General features: G+C 72.0%; 17 protein-coding genes and 2 tRNA genes. 4 read left to right on the plus strand and 15 right to left on the minus strand.

The genetic code is table 11. The features are described from left to right. Positions 1-61 precede the first annotated feature (61 nt). Positions 62-688, plus strand: coding sequence for a hypothetical protein (locus ABZ463_RS28155; RefSeq protein ID WP_362780623.1), 627 nt, complete (start codon positions 62-64; stop codon positions 686-688). A 132-nt stretch (positions 689-820) separates the two neighbouring features. Here the strand turns inward: ABZ463_RS28155 and ABZ463_RS28160 are convergent, their stop codons facing one another. Next, complete coding sequence (locus ABZ463_RS28160) at positions 821-1,261, minus strand: MarR family transcriptional regulator (RefSeq protein WP_352010768.1); 441 nt, start codon at positions 1,259-1,261, stop codon at positions 821-823. Positions 1,262-1,264: 3 nt separating this feature from the next. After that, positions 1,265-1,684: an SRPBCC family protein gene (locus ABZ463_RS28165; RefSeq protein ID WP_362780625.1), complete on the minus strand. Its 420-nt coding sequence runs from the start codon at positions 1,682-1,684 to the stop codon at positions 1,265-1,267. 331 nt (positions 1,685-2,015) lie between these two features. On the opposite strand from ABZ463_RS28165, the gene ABZ463_RS28170 reads away from it, so the two are divergent. After that, a complete protein-coding gene (locus ABZ463_RS28170) occupies positions 2,016-2,156 on the plus strand; it encodes a hypothetical protein (RefSeq protein ID WP_362780628.1) in 141 nt (46 codons plus the stop codon). A 21-nt stretch (positions 2,157-2,177) separates the two neighbouring features. Here ABZ463_RS28170 and ABZ463_RS28175 read toward each other — a convergent pair whose 3' ends face one another. Genes ABZ463_RS28175 through ABZ463_RS28195 form a run of 5 tightly spaced genes read right to left on the minus strand, consistent with a single transcriptional unit; the run spans position 2,178 to position 9,520 of the window. Next, on the minus strand, positions 2,178-3,944 hold the full coding sequence (locus ABZ463_RS28175; RefSeq protein ID WP_362780631.1) for an ABC transporter ATP-binding protein: 1,767 nt from the start codon (positions 3,942-3,944) through the stop codon (positions 2,178-2,180). Between the two features lie 2 nt (positions 3,945-3,946). Next, positions 3,947-4,834 (minus strand): ABC transporter permease, encoded by an 888-nt coding sequence (locus tag ABZ463_RS28180; protein WP_352010772.1) that lies wholly within the window; start codon positions 4,832-4,834, stop codon positions 3,947-3,949. Beyond that, positions 4,831-5,988, minus strand: coding sequence for an ABC transporter permease (locus ABZ463_RS28185; RefSeq protein ID WP_362780633.1), 1,158 nt, complete (start codon positions 5,986-5,988; stop codon positions 4,831-4,833). The genes ABZ463_RS28180 and ABZ463_RS28185 overlap by 4 nt, the downstream gene beginning before the upstream one ends. Further along, positions 5,988-7,904, minus strand: a complete 1,917-nt coding sequence (locus ABZ463_RS28190) for a prolyl oligopeptidase family serine peptidase (protein ID WP_362780635.1) — start codon at positions 7,902-7,904, stop codon at positions 5,988-5,990. The genes ABZ463_RS28185 and ABZ463_RS28190 overlap by 1 nt, the downstream gene beginning before the upstream one ends. Next, positions 7,901-9,520, minus strand: coding sequence for an ABC transporter substrate-binding protein (locus ABZ463_RS28195; protein WP_362780637.1), 1,620 nt, complete (start codon positions 9,518-9,520; stop codon positions 7,901-7,903). The genes ABZ463_RS28190 and ABZ463_RS28195 overlap by 4 nt, the downstream gene beginning before the upstream one ends. Positions 9,521-9,646: 126 nt before the next feature. On the opposite strand from ABZ463_RS28195, the gene ABZ463_RS28200 reads away from it, so the two are divergent. Continuing rightward, entirely contained in the window at positions 9,647-9,913 is a 267-nt protein-coding gene (locus ABZ463_RS28200) for a glutaredoxin domain-containing protein (protein ID WP_362780639.1), read from the plus strand. Between the two features lie 70 nt (positions 9,914-9,983). On the opposite strand, the gene ABZ463_RS28205 is transcribed toward ABZ463_RS28200, so the two are convergent. The 8 genes from ABZ463_RS28205 to ABZ463_RS28240 all read right to left on the minus strand — a co-directional run bounded on the left by ABZ463_RS28205 (position 9,984) and on the right by ABZ463_RS28240 (position 14,974). After that, on the minus strand, positions 9,984-10,553 hold the full coding sequence (locus ABZ463_RS28205) for a TMEM165/GDT1 family protein (RefSeq protein ID WP_352010777.1): 570 nt from the start codon (positions 10,551-10,553) through the stop codon (positions 9,984-9,986). Positions 10,554-10,789: 236 nt separating this feature from the next. Next, positions 10,790-11,839 carry a UDP-N-acetylmuramate dehydrogenase gene (locus ABZ463_RS28210; protein ID WP_362780641.1) on the minus strand — a complete coding sequence of 350 codons (1,050 nt, stop codon included), beginning with the start codon at positions 11,837-11,839 and terminating at the stop codon, positions 10,790-10,792. A gap of 52 nt (positions 11,840-11,891) precedes the next feature. Further along, positions 11,892-13,181 (minus strand): hypothetical protein, encoded by a 1,290-nt coding sequence (locus tag ABZ463_RS28215; protein ID WP_362780643.1) that lies wholly within the window; start codon positions 13,179-13,181, stop codon positions 11,892-11,894. 102 nt (positions 13,182-13,283) lie between these two features. Beyond that, positions 13,284-13,712: a MaoC family dehydratase gene (locus ABZ463_RS28220; RefSeq protein WP_352010780.1), complete on the minus strand. Its 429-nt coding sequence runs from the start codon at positions 13,710-13,712 to the stop codon at positions 13,284-13,286. After that, entirely contained in the window at positions 13,712-14,158 is a 447-nt protein-coding gene (locus ABZ463_RS28225) for a MaoC family dehydratase N-terminal domain-containing protein (protein ID WP_352010781.1), read from the minus strand. Before ABZ463_RS28225 ends, ABZ463_RS28220 begins: the two co-directional genes overlap by 1 nt. A 231-nt stretch (positions 14,159-14,389) precedes the next feature. Then, positions 14,390-14,554: a 50S ribosomal protein L33 gene (gene rpmG, locus ABZ463_RS28230; protein ID WP_036325591.1), complete on the minus strand. Its 165-nt coding sequence runs from the start codon at positions 14,552-14,554 to the stop codon at positions 14,390-14,392. Positions 14,555-14,627: 73 nt separating this feature from the next. Then, positions 14,628-14,701: transfer RNA gene (locus tag ABZ463_RS28235), tRNA-Met, on the minus strand. 200 nt (positions 14,702-14,901) lie between these two features. Next, positions 14,902-14,974: transfer RNA gene (locus tag ABZ463_RS28240), tRNA-Thr, on the minus strand. A gap of 203 nt (positions 14,975-15,177) precedes the next feature. Between ABZ463_RS28240 and ABZ463_RS28245 the strand changes: the two genes are divergently transcribed. Further along, the gene (locus ABZ463_RS28245; protein ID WP_362780646.1) at positions 15,178-15,831 is read left to right on the plus strand and encodes a hemerythrin domain-containing protein; all 654 of its coding nucleotides are present in this window, start codon (positions 15,178-15,180) and stop codon (positions 15,829-15,831) included. Position 15,832: the final 1 nt, after the last annotated feature.

Consider the following 15,832-nt stretch of genomic DNA (forward strand, 5'->3'; position numbering starts at 1 on the left):
ATGGGGTGCTATGTGGTGAAAAAACACCCGGACGGGCTGTGAGGTTGCGTACTTTGACCGCATGGATTTCTTCACCCCCCCTCCACGACTCGGCCGGGACCTGGCCTCGGAGGAGAGAGATCAGCCCCCGTGGGCAGGCCCCCCGAAGGATCTGCTCGGCGGCACCGTGGCCGTCGAGCAGACGCTGTTCCAGAGCGACTCGATCACGATCGTCCTCGCCAGTGCCGTCGCCTTCCCCGAGAACGTGAAGTTCCACGTACGGCTGGCGGCACGACGACTCCTCGACGAGGACGAGGACAGCTGGTGGGAACGGCGCGGCCTGATGTTCGAGGGACGCCGCAACCGGACCCGCCCCAGCCGCCTCCTTGAGGACGAGGTCCTGCGCTTCGGCGTGCGCCTGCCCGACGGCTCCAAGGCGACGACCGTGGACGGCAGGACGAGCTCCGACGAGTGGCCGCCGCCGCGTCCCAAGGGACCCGTCCTGCGTCAGGGTGGCGGAGGCGGCGGGGGCGGTGGAGGCCGCCTGGCCACCGGCCACTGGAACCTGTGGATGTGGCCGCTGCCGCCTCCGGAGCCGTTCGAGTTCGTGGTCCAGTGGCCCGCGTTCGACGTGCCGCTGACCTTCACCAAGATCGACGGCGAGGCCCTCACCACCGCCGCAGAACGGGCCCGCTCCTACTGGTCCTGACCACCCGTCACGCGGGCCCGGCCGCCTCCGGCGCCCGCACGACCACCGGTCACCCGGCGAAGAACACCGAGAACGCCGCCGGTCCCAGGAAGCACACGGCCAGGACCGGCGGCTCCCTCGACCCGGCCCGGCTCAGGGGTCGGCGAGAGGGCGGTCGGCGAGAGGGCGCATCAGGGCCTGCAGGGTGGACAGGTCGGGAGTGGCTCCGAAGAAGGCCGCGTCGGCGGCCTCCACGACACCGATGGCCCGCCGTGCCAGTTCGGCGCCCTCGTCGGTGGTCCTCAGCAACTTGGCCCGGGTGTCCGCCGGATCGACCTCCCGCCTGAGGAGGCCCTTGTCCTCCAGCCTGCGCAGCACCTGCGAGGTCATCTTCACGTCGGTGCCCGCGCGTCTGGCCAGGCTGAGCTGGTTGGGACTCTCGCCGTGGGAGTTCATCCACCAGGCGGTCGCCAGCAGCACGAACTGCACGTGGGTGAGGTCCAGCGGGGCGAGGGCGGCGACGATCTCCCGCTGCCAGCGCAGCGTGACGTGCCACAGCAGGAACCCCGGGCTCTCGTCCGGATGGGCGACCACGGCCTAACCCTCCTCCGCCCGCTTCACCAGCGCGGCCACCACGTCGGGGAAGTCCGCGGTGATCGCCGGACCGAGCCGGGGCCCGACCTCGTCCGCGACCTGTCCGACGATCTCCGTACGGTAGGTCACCCGGGTCCGTCCCGCGTCGAGCCGCTCCAGCCGGTGCACGGTGCGCACGACGAACCCACCGGCGTCCATCTCGTCGGTGAACACCTCACCCGGCACGATCTCCACCAGGCGCAACTCGACGGGGTCCTCCCCCGGCGGGGTCATCCTGAACGCCGTGCCCACGGCGAACGGGCCGTCGACCTCGATCTTCTCGATCCCGTCGTTCCACTGCGGCCACGTCTCCATGTCGGACCAGCGACGCCACAGCGCCTCAGGAGCGGCGGTGGTCTCGACGCTGTGCTCGTACTCCCACATGGGTCTCCCCTTCGACATTTAGGATGCGCGCAGACTATCTTCGCGGCGACTAACCCGTCAAACCCTCCCGAACCCGTCAGGCGACGTCCACGTGCAGGGATGTCGAGGACCCGGCCAACGGGCCCGTCCTCACCCACGGCCCGACGGACCACCACCAGGCCGTTCCCGCCGAGGGCGGCCCATGACCACCGGCACCGACACGACGCCGAACTCGGCCACCACAAGGCCTGGCAGGAGTCCGAACGCCGACACCTGCGTTCGGCCGGGAGCGGCGGGGGCCTGGCCGCGATGTTCGCGGGCAAGCTGAAGGCGCGGAGCGTACGCGGAGGCGGTGCCGCCGCTGCACGTCGCCGCCGAACGCCGGCGCGAGGTCAGACGGCGCTACGACCCGGACGACCTTGAGCTGCTGACCAGGATGGTGGATCCGGCGAGGGAGCTCGCCGAGGCGGAGGCCGCCCTGACCCCCGGGTGACCCGGGCAGGCCGCTGCGGCGTCAACCGAGCCAGCCCGGGGAGCCGTCGGGGACGCTGGCCAGCAACGTCCGCGTGTAGGGGTGGGAGGGGGCGTCGAGGACCTGGTCGACGGGGCCCGTCTCCACGCACCGGCCCGCCTCAAGCACGTAGAGCCGGTCGGCGACCTGACGGACGACCGCCAGGTCATGGGTGATGAACAGCATCGCCATGGACAGCCGTTCCCGCAGCTCGGCCAGGAGGGCGAGGATCTGCGCCTGCACCGAGACGTCGAGCGCGGAGACCGGTTCGTCGCAGATCAGCAGCCGGGGCTCACCCGCCACCGCACGGGCGATCGCGACCCGCTGACGTTCGCCGCCGGACAGCCCGGCGGGACGCGTCCCGGCCGTGTCGCGGCTCAGGCCGACCGATTCGAGCAGCCGGGCGACGTCTCCCGGGGCGGCCGGGCGGCCGTCGGCGCGCAGGGCCTCGGCCAGGGTCGCCCCGATCGTGCGGGCGGGATTGAGCGTCGAATAGGGGTCCTGGAAGATCATCTGCGCGGTGCGCCGGGCCTGGCGCACCGCCGTACGGCTCAGCCTGCCGTAGTCGGAGCAGTCGATCCCGTCGAGCAGGACCGTGCCCGCGTCGGGGCGTTCCAGCCCGGCGACGCAGCGGGCGAGCGTGGTCTTGCCCGACCCCGACTCACCGACCACGCCGACCACCTCGCCGGGCGCGACGGTGAGGCTCACCCCGGCGAGGGCGGGCCGGGCGGATCCGGCGAAGGTTCTGCGCAGGTCACGCAGGTCGAGCACCGGGGCGGCCGTGACCGGGGCGCCAGGCGCGACCCCCGGTGCGGGCGCGGGCCTGGCGGGCAGCTCGGCGGCGCGCAGGCAGGCCGACTCCCGCCCTGGCCGTACCGGCAGAGCCGAGGGCCGCACGGCCAGGCACCCGGGCACGGCCAGGGAGCAGCGGGCGGCGAAGGCGCACCGGTCGGCGACCGCGTCGTGGGCCGGCACGGAGCCGGGGACGGCCGGGATGACGGCCAGGCGCCGGTCGGCGGGCGGTTCGGCCGCCAGCAGGGCCCGGGTGTAGGGGTGGAGCTGCTCGTCCCGTACGGCCGCCGCCCCACCGCTCTCCATGATCCGCCCGGCGTACATCACCATGACCCGGTCGCAGGTGGAGAAGGCCAGCCGCAGGTCGTGGGTGATGAGCACGAACGCCATGCCCCGGTCCCGCTGGATGCGCCGGACCAGGGCGAGCACCTCACGCTGGGTGGTCGCGTCGAGCGCGGTCGTCGGCTCGTCGGCGACCAGCACGCGGGGCCCGCCCGCGAGCGCGGCGGCCAGGCCGACACGCTGCCGCATGCCGCCGGACAGCTGGAACGGGTAGCGCCCGGCCACGTCCCCGGGCAGCCCGACCTCGGCCAGCAGCCTGGGCACCTCGGTCGCGGCGTCGGCCCCCTTCGGCAGCCCGTCGGCGATCTGCCTCCCCACCCGGCGCAGCGGGTTGAGCAGCGTGAACGGGTCCTGCATGAGGAGGGAGACCACGCCGCCGCGCTGCCGAGCGCGGGTTCGGGGGTCGTCGTCGACCCGCACGCCGTCGACGCTCACCCGGCCGGAGGCGTCGAGTCCCCTGGGCAGCAGGCCGAGCGTCGCCCTGACCGTGAGCGACTTGCCGGAGCCGGACTCACCGACGATCGCGAGGGACTCCCCCGGCGCGACGTCGAAGGAGACCTCGGACAACAGGGTCCTGCCGGTCGCGGGCTGCCGTACGGTCAGCCCCTCGACCGTGATCCCGCCCTCTTGTGCCATCCTCAGCGCGCCCTTCCCCGCGCGTCCACGCGTTCGTAGAGCCAGTCACCCACGATGTTGAGCGCGGCGGCGACGGCGATGATCGCCAGGCCGGGGGCGATCACCGTCCAGGGGTTGGCCAGGAACTGGGTGCGGTTGTCCGACAGCGTCCGCCCCCAGTCGGGTGAGCCCGCCGCGACGCCCAGACCGAGGAAGGACAGCGAGGCCAGCGAGACCAGGGCGTAGGCGAAGTTGAGGAACACGTTGGCCAGTGCGACGGGCGCGATGTTCGGCCACACGTGCCGCGTCATGATCCGCCAGGAGGAGAGGTTCTTCATCTGGGCGGCCTCGACGTAGGGACGGTGCCGCTGTTCGAGTACGGCTCCGCGCACCACCCGTGTGTCGGTCGGCGAGAACAGCACGACCAGTACGGCGATGGCCAGGCCGTACCCGCCGCCGAGCACGCCCGCCACGACGATGGCGACCAGCAGGGCGGGCAGCGAGAACACCAGGTCGGCCCAGCGCATGACCAGCGCGTCCACCCAGCCGCCGAGGTATCCGGCGGGCAGCCCGGCCAGGTTGCCGACGACCATCGAGCCGAGGGCTACGCACAGTGCCCCCGGCACGGCCGTACGGGCTCCGGCGACCAGCAGGTCCAGCACGTCGCGGCCCAGGTCGTCGGTGCCGAGCGGGTGACCGGGGCCGGGGCCGCTGATGCCCAGCATCAGGTCCTGGGCGGTGGCGTCCGGCACGATCCAGGGGGAGAAGGCGGCGGCGACGGCCGCCAGGACAAGCACCAGGAGCGCGACGGCCACGCTCACCGGGGCGCGCAGCCACGCGGGCCGCGCCGCGCCTCTCCTGCGGACCTCCACGGCCTCCTGCGGACGACGGCCGGTGAACGGGCGCCTCACGAGGCCCTCCCGTCGAGCCTGACCCTGGGGTCGGCCAGGGAGTAGCCGACGTCGACCAGGAGGTTGACGGCGGCGATGAGCAGGGTGAGCAGCAACGCGAGCGCCTGGACCACGGGCACGTCCTTGAAGGTGACCGAGTCAACCAGCAGGGAGCCGAGGCCGGGCAGCGCGAAGGTCACCTCGACCAGTACGGTCCCGGCCAGCATGCCGGTCACGACCAGCCCGGCGGCGGTGAGGATCGGCACGAGCGAGTTGCGCAGCGCGTAGGCCAGGACCCCGGCTCCGCCCAGGCCGCGTGCCCTGGCGAAGACCACGTAGTCCTGGTCGAGTTCGCGGATGAGCGCGGCCCTGCTGAAACGGACGAGCATGCCCACGGCGCCCACGGCCAGCGCGGCGGCGGGCAGCGTCAGGTGCCAGATCCGGTCGGCCAGGCCCTCGCCGGTGCCGTACACGGGGAACCAGCCGAGCCAGGCGGCGAAGACCACGAGCAGCAGCAGTCCCACGGCGAACGGCGGGGCGCTCAGCCCGACCACCCCGGCGGTGACCGTGAACCGGTCGGTCGCCCTGCCCCGCCGTACGGCTCCCGCGACGCCGAGGGGGACGCCGACGAGCACCGCGAGCAGCGTGCCGTACCCGGTGAGCGCCAGGGTGAGCGGCAGTCGTTCGCCGATCATGTCCGCGACCGGGGAGCCGGTCCTGATGGAGACGCCGAGGTCGCCGCGCAGGGCGCCGCCGAGCCAGGTGAGGTACCGCACCGGCAGCGGGTCGTCGAGGTGGTAGCGGGCCTGGATGGCGGCGATGGTCTCCGGCGTGGCGGGACGGGTGCCGAGCAGGGTCTGCTGGACCGAGCCCGGGGCGAGGTAGAGCAGGCCGAACACGCCCACGGAGACCAGGGCGACGACGACGGCGGTCCCCGCCAGCCTGCGCGCCAGAAAGGCGCCCCAGCCCCGCCCGGCGCGCCGGACACGGTGACCGCCCTCTCCCGGAGCGGCCTCCCGGACGCCCCCGTGAGAGCCGTCCCCCGTGGCGTCCTCGCGCGAGCCGTTCTCCCGGACGCCCTCGTAAGCGCCGCCTCCCACGGCGGCCTCCCGGACGTCCCCGTGAGAGCCGTCGTCCCCGTCCCACGGGAGGCCGTCCCGGCTCCGCCCGTCCATCACAGCACCCCGTTCTCCGTCAGCCAGGCGAGCACGCGGCCGGCCGCGTCGTGACGGTGTCCCGGCTCGGTCAGCTCGTGGCCCTCCCGAGGGTAGACGACGAGCTGAGTCCTCACTCCGACCGCTGACCAGGCACGATAGAGCTGGTCCGCCTGCCCGGCGGGGGTGGTTCTGTCCTCGGCGCCGTGCAGGATCAGCGTCGGGGTGGTCACGGCTCCGGCGTGACAGACCGGGGAACGCGCGGCGAGGAACTCCCTGCCCTCCGGGGTGGTCGCGTCGGCGCCCCGGTGGTACAGCGGGTCGTAGCCGCCCGCGAGATTGCTCGCGGTGGTGAAGCTGAGCCAGTCGGCGACGCCGGACATCACGACCGCCGCCCTGAACCTCTTGGTCCGCGTCACCGCCCACGCGCTGAGATAGCCGCCGTAGCTCAGCCCGAGCACCGCCATCCGCCCGGGGTCGGCTATCCCGGCCGCCACGAGGTGGTCGGTCCCGGCGAGCACGTCCCCGAGGTCCTCCTCGCCGACGTGCCCGATGACCCGGTGGGCGTAGTCCTGCCCGCGTCCGCTGCTGCCCCGGGGGTTGGGCAGCAGTACGGCGGCGCCCGCGTGCGCCAGCGGCAGCGCGAGCTGGTTGGACTCGGCGGGGGCGAAGGCGCTCGACCACAGCCAGGTCGGCCCGCCGTGCGCGATCACCACCAGCGGCCTCGGCCCCGGCGCCTCCCCGGAGGTCAGCAGCAGCCCCTGGACCGTGAGCCCGTCGGGCCCGGTCCAGCTCACCTCCTCCTGCCGTACGGCCAGCCGCGCGAGGTCGGTGTTGAGGGCGGTGACCTGGTGCCACTCCCCCTCGGTGAGGACGGCGAGCGCGATCTCCGGTGGTCGCCCGGCCGTCTCCCAGACGGCGGCGGCACGGGTGCCGGTGCGGTCCGGCGACAGCGACGGCTGACCGTCGCGCCCGCCGAGGGTGCCCCAGGCCGTCCAGCGGCTCAGCACCCGCCCTTCGGCGGTCATGGTGCCGCCGTGCGTGCCGGTTCCCGACCACCCGGTGAACCACAGGGTGTGCTCGTCGAGCCAGCCCAGGTCGGTGACGTCGTCCACGGTGGTCAGCCGGGTCACCGTACCGCTCTCCAGGTCGAGGTGGACGACCCGTCCCGAGACGATGGACAGTCCCTCGACCACGACGGCCGCGCGTCCACCGGGGGCCAGCCTGGGGCGGCTGAGCTGCCAGGAGGTGGTCAGCAGGGTCCGGGTCCCCCCGGTGGCCGGGTCGATCAGGACGAGGCCGGGCCGGTAGTACCCGCCGGGGGTCTCATCCGCCGAGGTCACGGCCAGGGCGAGGCCGTCGCGCCAGTCGGCCTCCCAGACGGTCAGGCCGGGGGTGGGGACGGGCCTCGGGGCCGGGTCCCCGACCCTGAGCAGGGCGAGCCGCCGCAGCCGTCCGCCCGGGGTCCTGACGAAGGGGTCGGCGGCCGGGTCGGCCACCCGGAGCCCGAGGTGGCTGCCGTCGCGTTCGCTTCCGGGGTCGGCGAGCCGTACGAGGACGGTGCCGTCGGCGTCGGCGACCAGGTCCTCGATCTCCCCGCCGACCCCGGCCCGCCAGACGGTGACGAGGTCGTCGCCCGCGCGGACCTCGACGTGGTCGAGGGCCTGCCCGTCGCCCGAGGCGAGCAGCAGCCGCCCGTCGGGCAGCCAGCGGGTCAGCGCGTGCCCGCGTCCCGCGACCTCGGGAACCGGGGTGGGGACGGCGTCCGCACGGGTGAGGTCGAGCACGTGGGCGACGGGTTCGGCCTCGGACGGGGGCAGGACGCAGGCGACGCGGGTGCCCTCGGGGTGCAGCGCGACGGCGTCGGGCACCCGGAGGGTCGCCAGGGCCGCGTGCGCCCGCAGTCCCGCGTCCCGCGAGAGGTCCACGACGGTCATGGGCGGGTGGTGAGCTTGGCGGCCCAGGGGCCGACGAAGAAGTAGGGGCCGAACTCCCCGGCGCCGATCTTCGGCCCGAACGCGGTGGCCGCCTCTCCCCACCACAGCGGCTGGTAGGGAACGTCGGCCGCGGCCCTGACCAGCGCGTCGCCCAGCAGCCTGCCCCTGGCGGCGTCGTCGGTGCTCTTCTTGGCGTCGTCGAGCAGCCCGGTCACCTCGGCGTTGGCGTACTCGGCGATGTTGGAGCCGTTCTCCCCGGCGTAGGCGCCGTTGAGCAGCTGCTGGACGTACTCGGAGGGGTCGCCGGTCGTGGCGAAGTACCACCCGAGGTAGACGCCGGAGTCGTGCTTGCCCAGCTCGGAGATCCACTGTTCGAGGGGGATCTCCTTGACCTCCAGCGTGATGCCGATGGTCTTGAGGTTCTCGGCGAGGGTGAGGGCCGCCCTGCCGAGCTGGGGGCCGCTGCTTGGGTAGGTCAGCACGTCGGAGAAGCCACCCGGCACCGAGGAGAGCGCCAGCTCCTCCTTGGCCTTGGCGAGGTCGAAGCCGTACTGCGGGATGCGCGCGTAGAGGTCCTTGACCTGGGCCTCGTCGAGCACGCCGCCCCACTGGGCCGGGTCGGGGACGGTCGTCGCGACCTGGCCGTGGCCGCGCAGCACGCTGCGCACGATGCCCTCGCGGTCCACGGCGTGGGCGACCGCCTTACGGACGTGGACGTCGTTCCAGGGCTTCTTGGCGGTGTTGAAGGCCAGGGTGACCAGGGACCGGTCGCTGGCCGTGCGGACCTCGACGCCGGAGATCGCCTTCCACTGGTCGATCTGCTCGGCGGGGACGTTCAGCGCGACGTCGACGGATCCGCCGCGCATGGCCAGCAGCCGGGTCGACTCCTCGGGGACGAAGTCCAGCCTGATCTGCCGGTAGGGGACCTTGCCGCCCCACCAGGCGTCGTTGCGCTCCAGCGTCACGTGCGAGTCGGGCGCGAACTCGGTCACCTTGTACGGCCCGGTGCCGAGGATCTTCCCGGCCGGGGTGCCGATGTTCTCGCCGGTCGTCTCGACGAACTTCCTGCTCGTGATCTGCAGGGTGCCCGGGGAGGGGGTCCAGGCGAAGGAGGCGTCCGGCTCCTTCAGGGTGATCGTGACCGTGGAGCCGTCGGCCTTGATCTCGTCCACGTTGGCGTAGGCGTAGGCGTAGGCCGAGGTGGAGCCCTTCCTGGCGTGCAGGTCGAGGCTGGCCACGACGTCGTCGGCGGTCAGCGGGGTGCCGTCGGTGAAGGTCACCCCGGAACGGATCCGGTAGAGGTAGGTCTTCGGGTCCTTGCGCTCCCACGACTCGGCGAGGGCGGGCTGGAGACCGCCGTCCTGCCCGACGCCGACGAGCGCCTCCTGGCAGAGGAGGGCGACGACGTAGTTCATGATGCCCGCCTCCTTGCTCGCGTCGAGTGAGCCGATCGAGGAGGGCAGCGCGACCCTGAGCAGGTCGGTCTTCCCGGCTGCGGGAGAGGGAGGGGTCGAGCCGCAGGCTGCGAGACCGGGGACCGCGGCCAGGCCGCCCACGATGGCGAGGGATCTCAGGAGGGAACGCCGGGTGAGGGCGACGTCGGGGAGACCGGTCACGGAGACCTACTTTCTGCGACCAGCCAGCCTGTCTAGCTGCTGCGTCTACCATTACTATCCACTTGGCTCTGGAGAGTATTCGCCCGACGGCGCCCCGGTCAAACCCACCTTCCGAATGGGAAATGCATGGACTCCCTCACCGTTTACAGCGCCCCCTGGTGCGGCCACTGCCAACGCCTGAAGTCCCAGCTCACCCGGGCCGGCATCCCCTTCACGGAGGTGGACGTCGACCACACCCCGGGGGCGATCGAGCGCATCACCGAGATCGGCGGCGGCTCCTGGCTCATCCCGACCGTGGTCATGCCCGACGGCACCGGCCTGGTCAACCCGAGCCTGCGGGAGATCCGCGAACGGCTCGGGCCGGCCGAAGGCGAGGCTCCGGCCGCCCGGTGAACCCCGGGAGGGAGATCCACGGGCGACCGCTCAGACGACGGCGGGGTACCGGCCGTGCGTGAGCCCCGGCTCAGGCGAACAGCGGCTCGACCAGCAGCACGACGCCGAAGACGGCGAACGCGGCGGCGGCGCCGTACTTGATGACCTTCTCCGGCAGGTGCTTGCCGAGCATGCGGCCGACCAGGATGGCCAGCGCGTCCGCGGCGACCATGCCGACCGTCGAGCCGAGCCAGGTGCCGAACCAGCCGTACTGCGTGGCCAGCGTGATGGTGGCCAGCATGGTCTTGTCGCCGAGTTCGGCGAGGAAGAACGCCACGGTCACCGCCACGATCGCCGACCTGGTCGTACGGCTGGCCTTCTGCTCCTCCTCGTCGGTCAGCTCGTCCCCGCGCAGCGTCCACACGGCGAACCCCAGGAACGCCAGGCCCGCCACGATCGTGATGGCCGTGGTGGGGATCAGGTCACCGGCCAGCCTGCCCAGGCCGACGCTGACGAGGTGGACGACCGCGGTGGCCAGGGTGATACCGGCCAGGACCGGCCACGGTTTGAACCTGGTCGCGAAGGTCATCGCCATGAGCTGGCTCTTGTCGCCGAGTTCGGCGACGAAGATCACGGCGAGACTGATCCAGAATGCTTCCAACGAGCTGCCCTTCCGCGCGCGGCCGGGCCGGAAGGGGCACCCGGGGAGTCTCGGGCACGACTTCGGCCCGGCGGCATCGATGTATGCCTGCCAGGCCGAAGGTCTCGTCCGCCTCGGCGTCTCCGCCTCAAGGCCCGCGCGACCGGGCGCCGTGGCGCCAGTATGTCGATCACGCGATTGGGACTACTCCCCCTCGGGTGTTACCGGTCCACGATAACAGGCGCCCGCAAATGCCCTCACAGGCCGGTTCCGACCATCACGGGCTCGTTGACCAGCGTGACCCCGAACTTCTCCAGCACGCCGTCACGCACCTCGCGGGCCAGGTCGAGCAGCTCCTCGGTGGTCGCGGAAAGCTCGGGGTTGGTCATGGCCAGGGTGTGCTTGGTCGAGATGCGCGCCGGGCCGCGCCGGTAGCCCTTGGGGAAGCCCGCGTTCTCGATCAGCCAGGCCGCGGGGACCTTGACGGAGCCCCCGGGCATGTCCCAGCGGGGGAAACCGGGCACGCGCAGGTCGAGTTCGGCCGCCTCGGCCGCGCTGAGGACCGGGTTGGTGAAGAACGAGCCCGCGCTGTGGGTGTCCGGGTCCGCCGGGTCGAGCACCATGCCCTTGCCCGCGCGCAGGGCGAGCACGGCCTCACGGGCCCGCCCGAGCGGCACCCGCTCCCCCGGCTCGACACCCAGCCTGAGGGCCAGTTCCTTGTAGGCGACCGGCCCGGACAGGTCGTCGGCGGCCAGCTCGTAGGTGACCGAGAGCACGACGTGCCTGCCGAGTTCCTCCTTGAACGCGCTGTCGCGGTAGGCGAAGCCGCACTCCGCCGCGTCCATGTCCCTGACCTCGCCCGTCCCGCGGTCGTAGACCCGCACCCCGGTGATCGTCTGTGACACGTCCTGCCCGTAGGCGCCGACATTCTGGATCGGCGTCGAGCCGACCAGCCCGGGGATGCCGGACAGGCACTCCACCCCGGACCACCCCTCGGCGACGGTCAGGGCGACCAGGGCGTCCCAGTCCTCCCCCGCCTGCGCGGTGACCCGGACCCTCCCGCCCTCGGTCTCGGTCCGCACGCCCCTGGACGCCACCCGCACCACCAGGCCGTCGAAGCCCTCGTCGGCCACCACCAGGTTGCTGCCGCCGCCGAGCACGAGCACCGGCTCCCCCGCCGCGTCCGCCGCCGCGACCAGCTCGACGATCTCCTCCGCCGACCCGGCCTCGGCGAACGCCCTCGCGGCCCCGCCCAGCCCCAACGTCGTGTACGGCGCCAGCCGTACCCCTGCGACCCGCTCAGTCATGCGCTTCCCCACGCCCGGTGCGACAATCCGGCGACCAGCCTACGGGGAGCCGCTATGTGGAGCGGAGCAGGCCGAGCACCCGGTCGTAGGTCCTGCGCGACTCCCTGTCCCGGTAGGCCGGGTCGACGTCGTGGTAGCCGCGGTGCCGTTCCTGGTGGACGGGCAGGTCCCGGTCGAGGGCGACGACCGTGCCGGGCAGCAGCAGGGAGAACTCCAGGTCGGCGTTGCGGTAGTAACGCGCGTCCCGGGAGAAACCGCCCGCCGCGAGCGCGGCGTCGCGGCGTACGGCGAACAGGTGGCCGAGCACCCCCTTGACCTCCCCGGGCCCCGCCTCGTGCCAGTCGTGGCCGTCCTCCCCCGGGTCGACGCCCTTCCAGCCTGCCGCGACCACGTCGTCCTCAAGCACCTTGATCAGGGGGGTGATCGCGTCGCCGTCCAGGATGGTGGAGGTCTCCATCACCACGTGCACGTCCGCGCCGTCGAGCCTCAGCAGTTTCGTACGGCTCTCGCCCCACCCCGCCGTGCCTCCCCGCCAGTGCGCGATCTCGGCCACGTGCCAGGCCTCGACCCGGTGGGGGTACTCCTTGACCAGTTCCTCAAGGACCTCGCCTGCCCCGTCGACGTTGCCCAGGTCGAGGGCGATGATCCTGGCCTCGGTGCGGGCGACCACGGCCCTGACGCACTCAAGCAGGTCCTCCGGCCAGCCGTCCACCACGAGCGCGACCGTCACGCTCGGCGGCGCGACCGGCTCCTCGGGCTCGACCGGGGTGACCTCCTCGTCCAGCCGGGAGACCGACAGACTGGCGTCCCACAGCAGCTGGGATTCGATCATCCGCTCGGGGTCCCCGCGGTCCTCCCCGGTCCTGTCGCGGCCACCGGCTCCGGAGGCGTTCCCCGGCCCACGGTTCTTCCCGGCTCTGCCGGTGAGTTCGACGCCCTCGGGCTCCTGGGCGGGAGCGGCCTCGGTCCCGGCGACCCGCTCGGCCTCCAGGTCACCGAGCCGTTCCGGGCGGGCGCCGGGTGCCGCGGCCTCCCGCACCCGCTCGGCCTCCGAGGTGCCCTCCTCAAGCGGTACGGTGCCGGTCACCCGGCCCGCTTTTACCGATCCCTCGGCATTCTCCGGATTTATCGGCTTTTCGGGTACTGGTACGGCGCTGACCGTCGGCCACACCTCGAAAGACGGCCGGGGAACCAGGTCGAAACCCTCGCCGAGCGCGCGGACGAGCCAGCCCTCGGCCTCGATCTCCCCGCGCAGCGTCTCCGCCCCCGCGAGATCGTCACCGGTCCTGGCCCTGACCCACCGCTCGGCGAGAGCGGTCACGTGAGGTGGTACTTCGCTCATTCCAGGACGCTACCCACGCACGGAAGGAGAAATCAGGCGAAACAAATCCCGCCGGGCACGACACTCCACCCCCGGACCCCGGGGCCCGGGGAGGCCGTACCGTCAGGCCAGCTGGACCACCGCGCGGGCCTTGGAGAGCACCCTGGAGTCGGCGGAACGGGCGGTCAGCGCGACCACCACGCGCTTGTCCTCAAGCTTCTGCTCGATGAGGCCGCTGACCGTGATGACCGCCCCCTGCTCGTCGTCCGGGACGACCACCATGGAGGAGAAGCGCACGCCGTAGTCGACGACGGCACCGGGGTCGCCCGCCCAGTCGGTGACGAACCGGCCGCCCTGGGCCATGGTGAACATGCCGTGCGCGATGACGTCGGGCAGGCCGACGGCCTTGGCGAAGCGCTCGTTCCAGTGGATGGGGTTGAAGTCGCCGGAGGCCCCGGCGTACATCACCAGGTTGACGCGGCGGACCGGGTAGTCGACCGCGGGGATCTCCTGCCCCGTCTCGACGTCGTCGTACTTGACCGTCGCGGCCATCAGCCCGCCCCTCCGCGCTCGACGATGGTGTTGTAGGTCGTGCAGACAGGCTCGCCCTCGACCGTGGAGACGTCGCTCCTGACGGTGATGAGCTCGTTGCGGCCCACGCTGCGGATGTCGGTCACCGTCGAGACGGTGACCAGCTCGTCGCCGGCGTGGATCGGCCGCTGGTACTCGAAACGCTGCTCACCGTGGACGACCATGGCGAAGTTGAGCCCCAGCTCCGGGTCGGCCAGGATCGAGCCGCCCGCCAGGCTGAACACGATGGGGAAGGTCGGAGGGGCGATCACGTCCGGGTGACCGACGGCCCGCGCGGCCTCGGCGTCCCGGTAGACCGGGTTGTCGTCCCCGATCGCCGCCGCGAACTCCCTGATCTTCACACGGCTGACCTCGTAGGGCGGAGAGGGCGTGGACGCCCGCCCGACGAAATCGCGGTTCAGAGCCATCGTGCTCCTTTACGGATATCGAGCTGGTTGGGGGCCGCCGGTACGGCCACCAGGAAACCGTAGCCCTCCCCGGCCTCCGCGCGGCTGTCGGTCATGGTCAACACCCGGGCAGGAAAGCTGTGCGAACGCGACAAACCGGCGCCCTCTCGAAGAGGACGCCGGTTCGCGTTGAGTTTGCGGGTGCTACCGAGGCAGCCGTCTCCCGAAGAGATGCGGGAGTCCTCGCGAGAACTAGCGGGTCTCGCGGTGCGCCCGGTGCGTCTTGCAGTTGGGGCAGTACTTCTTCAGCTCAAGCCGATCCGGGTCGTTGCGCCGGTTCTTCCGCGTGATGTAGTTGCGGTGCTTGCACTCCTGGCAGGCCAGCGTGATCTTCGGCCTAACGTCGGTGGCAGCCACTTGGGAGTGCCTTTCTACGTTCGGGACTGGGACAACCCGCACCGGTGCCCCGTAAGGGAGACCGGGAGGGTAGTAGCGGAGGCCGGACTTGAACCGGCGACACAACGATTATGAGCCGTTTGCTCTGCCTGACTGAGCTACTCCGCCTTGGAGCCATCTGAGTGACGGCCCCCGCAAGGATACCCGACCTGTGGACTGACTGCGTACTTGCGCAGGTCAGGGCCATCTTCCGGGTTTCCCCGGTTATGCCCCGTCCACTCGCCGGGTCCTTGAGCGTCTTGCGGTGGGCCTCAACGTCCACCCAAGCCGAAAGCCCCAACCGATTGGTCAGGGCCTGGAGGCTGTCGAGCCCCTTTACGGAATCGAACCGTAGACCTTCTCCTTACCATGGAGACGCTCTGCCGACTGAGCTAAAGGGGCCTGCCCGCTCTGACTTGGCGTCTTTTCTTCGCCTCGTCGCTGCGGACAGGTGTAACCATACACGGCTCGGCGGCGTGATGCGAAATCAATCCGGATCATCACGGGACCGGGGCCCGCGCCCACGCCAAGTGGTCACCAAGTGCCACATAAGCGGCCTCTCACATCGTGGTCTCACCACGAGACACACCACCGAGGAGAGAGCCGTGACGACCCCCGAACTACTGGGTTTCCAGATCACCCATCGCGCCATGCGAGGGGAGACCCGCCGCCTGGCCGTACTCGCCACCGAGCTGGCCGAGGGAAGGCAGACGGCCGACGTGGCCCGCGCGGCGGCCGTCGGCGCCTACGTCACCCGGCTGTGCGCGGGCATCCACCACCATCACGTGTCGGAGGACGAGGTGCTCTGGCCCGTCATCGAACGGTCCGCGGGGGCCGAGGTCGACCTTCGGGACCTGAGCGACGACCACTCGGAACTCGACCCGCTGCTCGCGGAGGTCGTCGGCCAGGCCGCCGCCTTCGCCTCGACCGTCTCGACCGGGGACGCCTCCCGCCTCGCGGCCCTGCTCACCAGGCTCGCCGACATGCTCGACGAGCACATCGAGGAGGAGGAACGGCTGCTCTTCCCGATCATCATGAAGTACGTGTCCGTCGCCGACTGGGAGAAGGTCGAGAAGGCCGTCCGCAAGGGCGGTGACATCAGGACCGAGCTGCCCAGGATCGAGGAGTACGCCAGGCCCGAGGAGCTGGTCCGGCTGCGCAGGATGGCGGGTCCCGCGCTGACGGTGCTGCTCTCCCTGCTGCGCGGCGGCCACCGCCGCCGCAGGCGGATGATCTACGGCCCCCTCGCGGACGGCTGAG

The organism is Streptosporangium sp. NPDC020145 (assembly GCF_040631275.1).
Taxonomy (GTDB): domain Bacteria; phylum Actinomycetota; class Actinomycetes; order Streptosporangiales; family Streptosporangiaceae; genus Streptosporangium.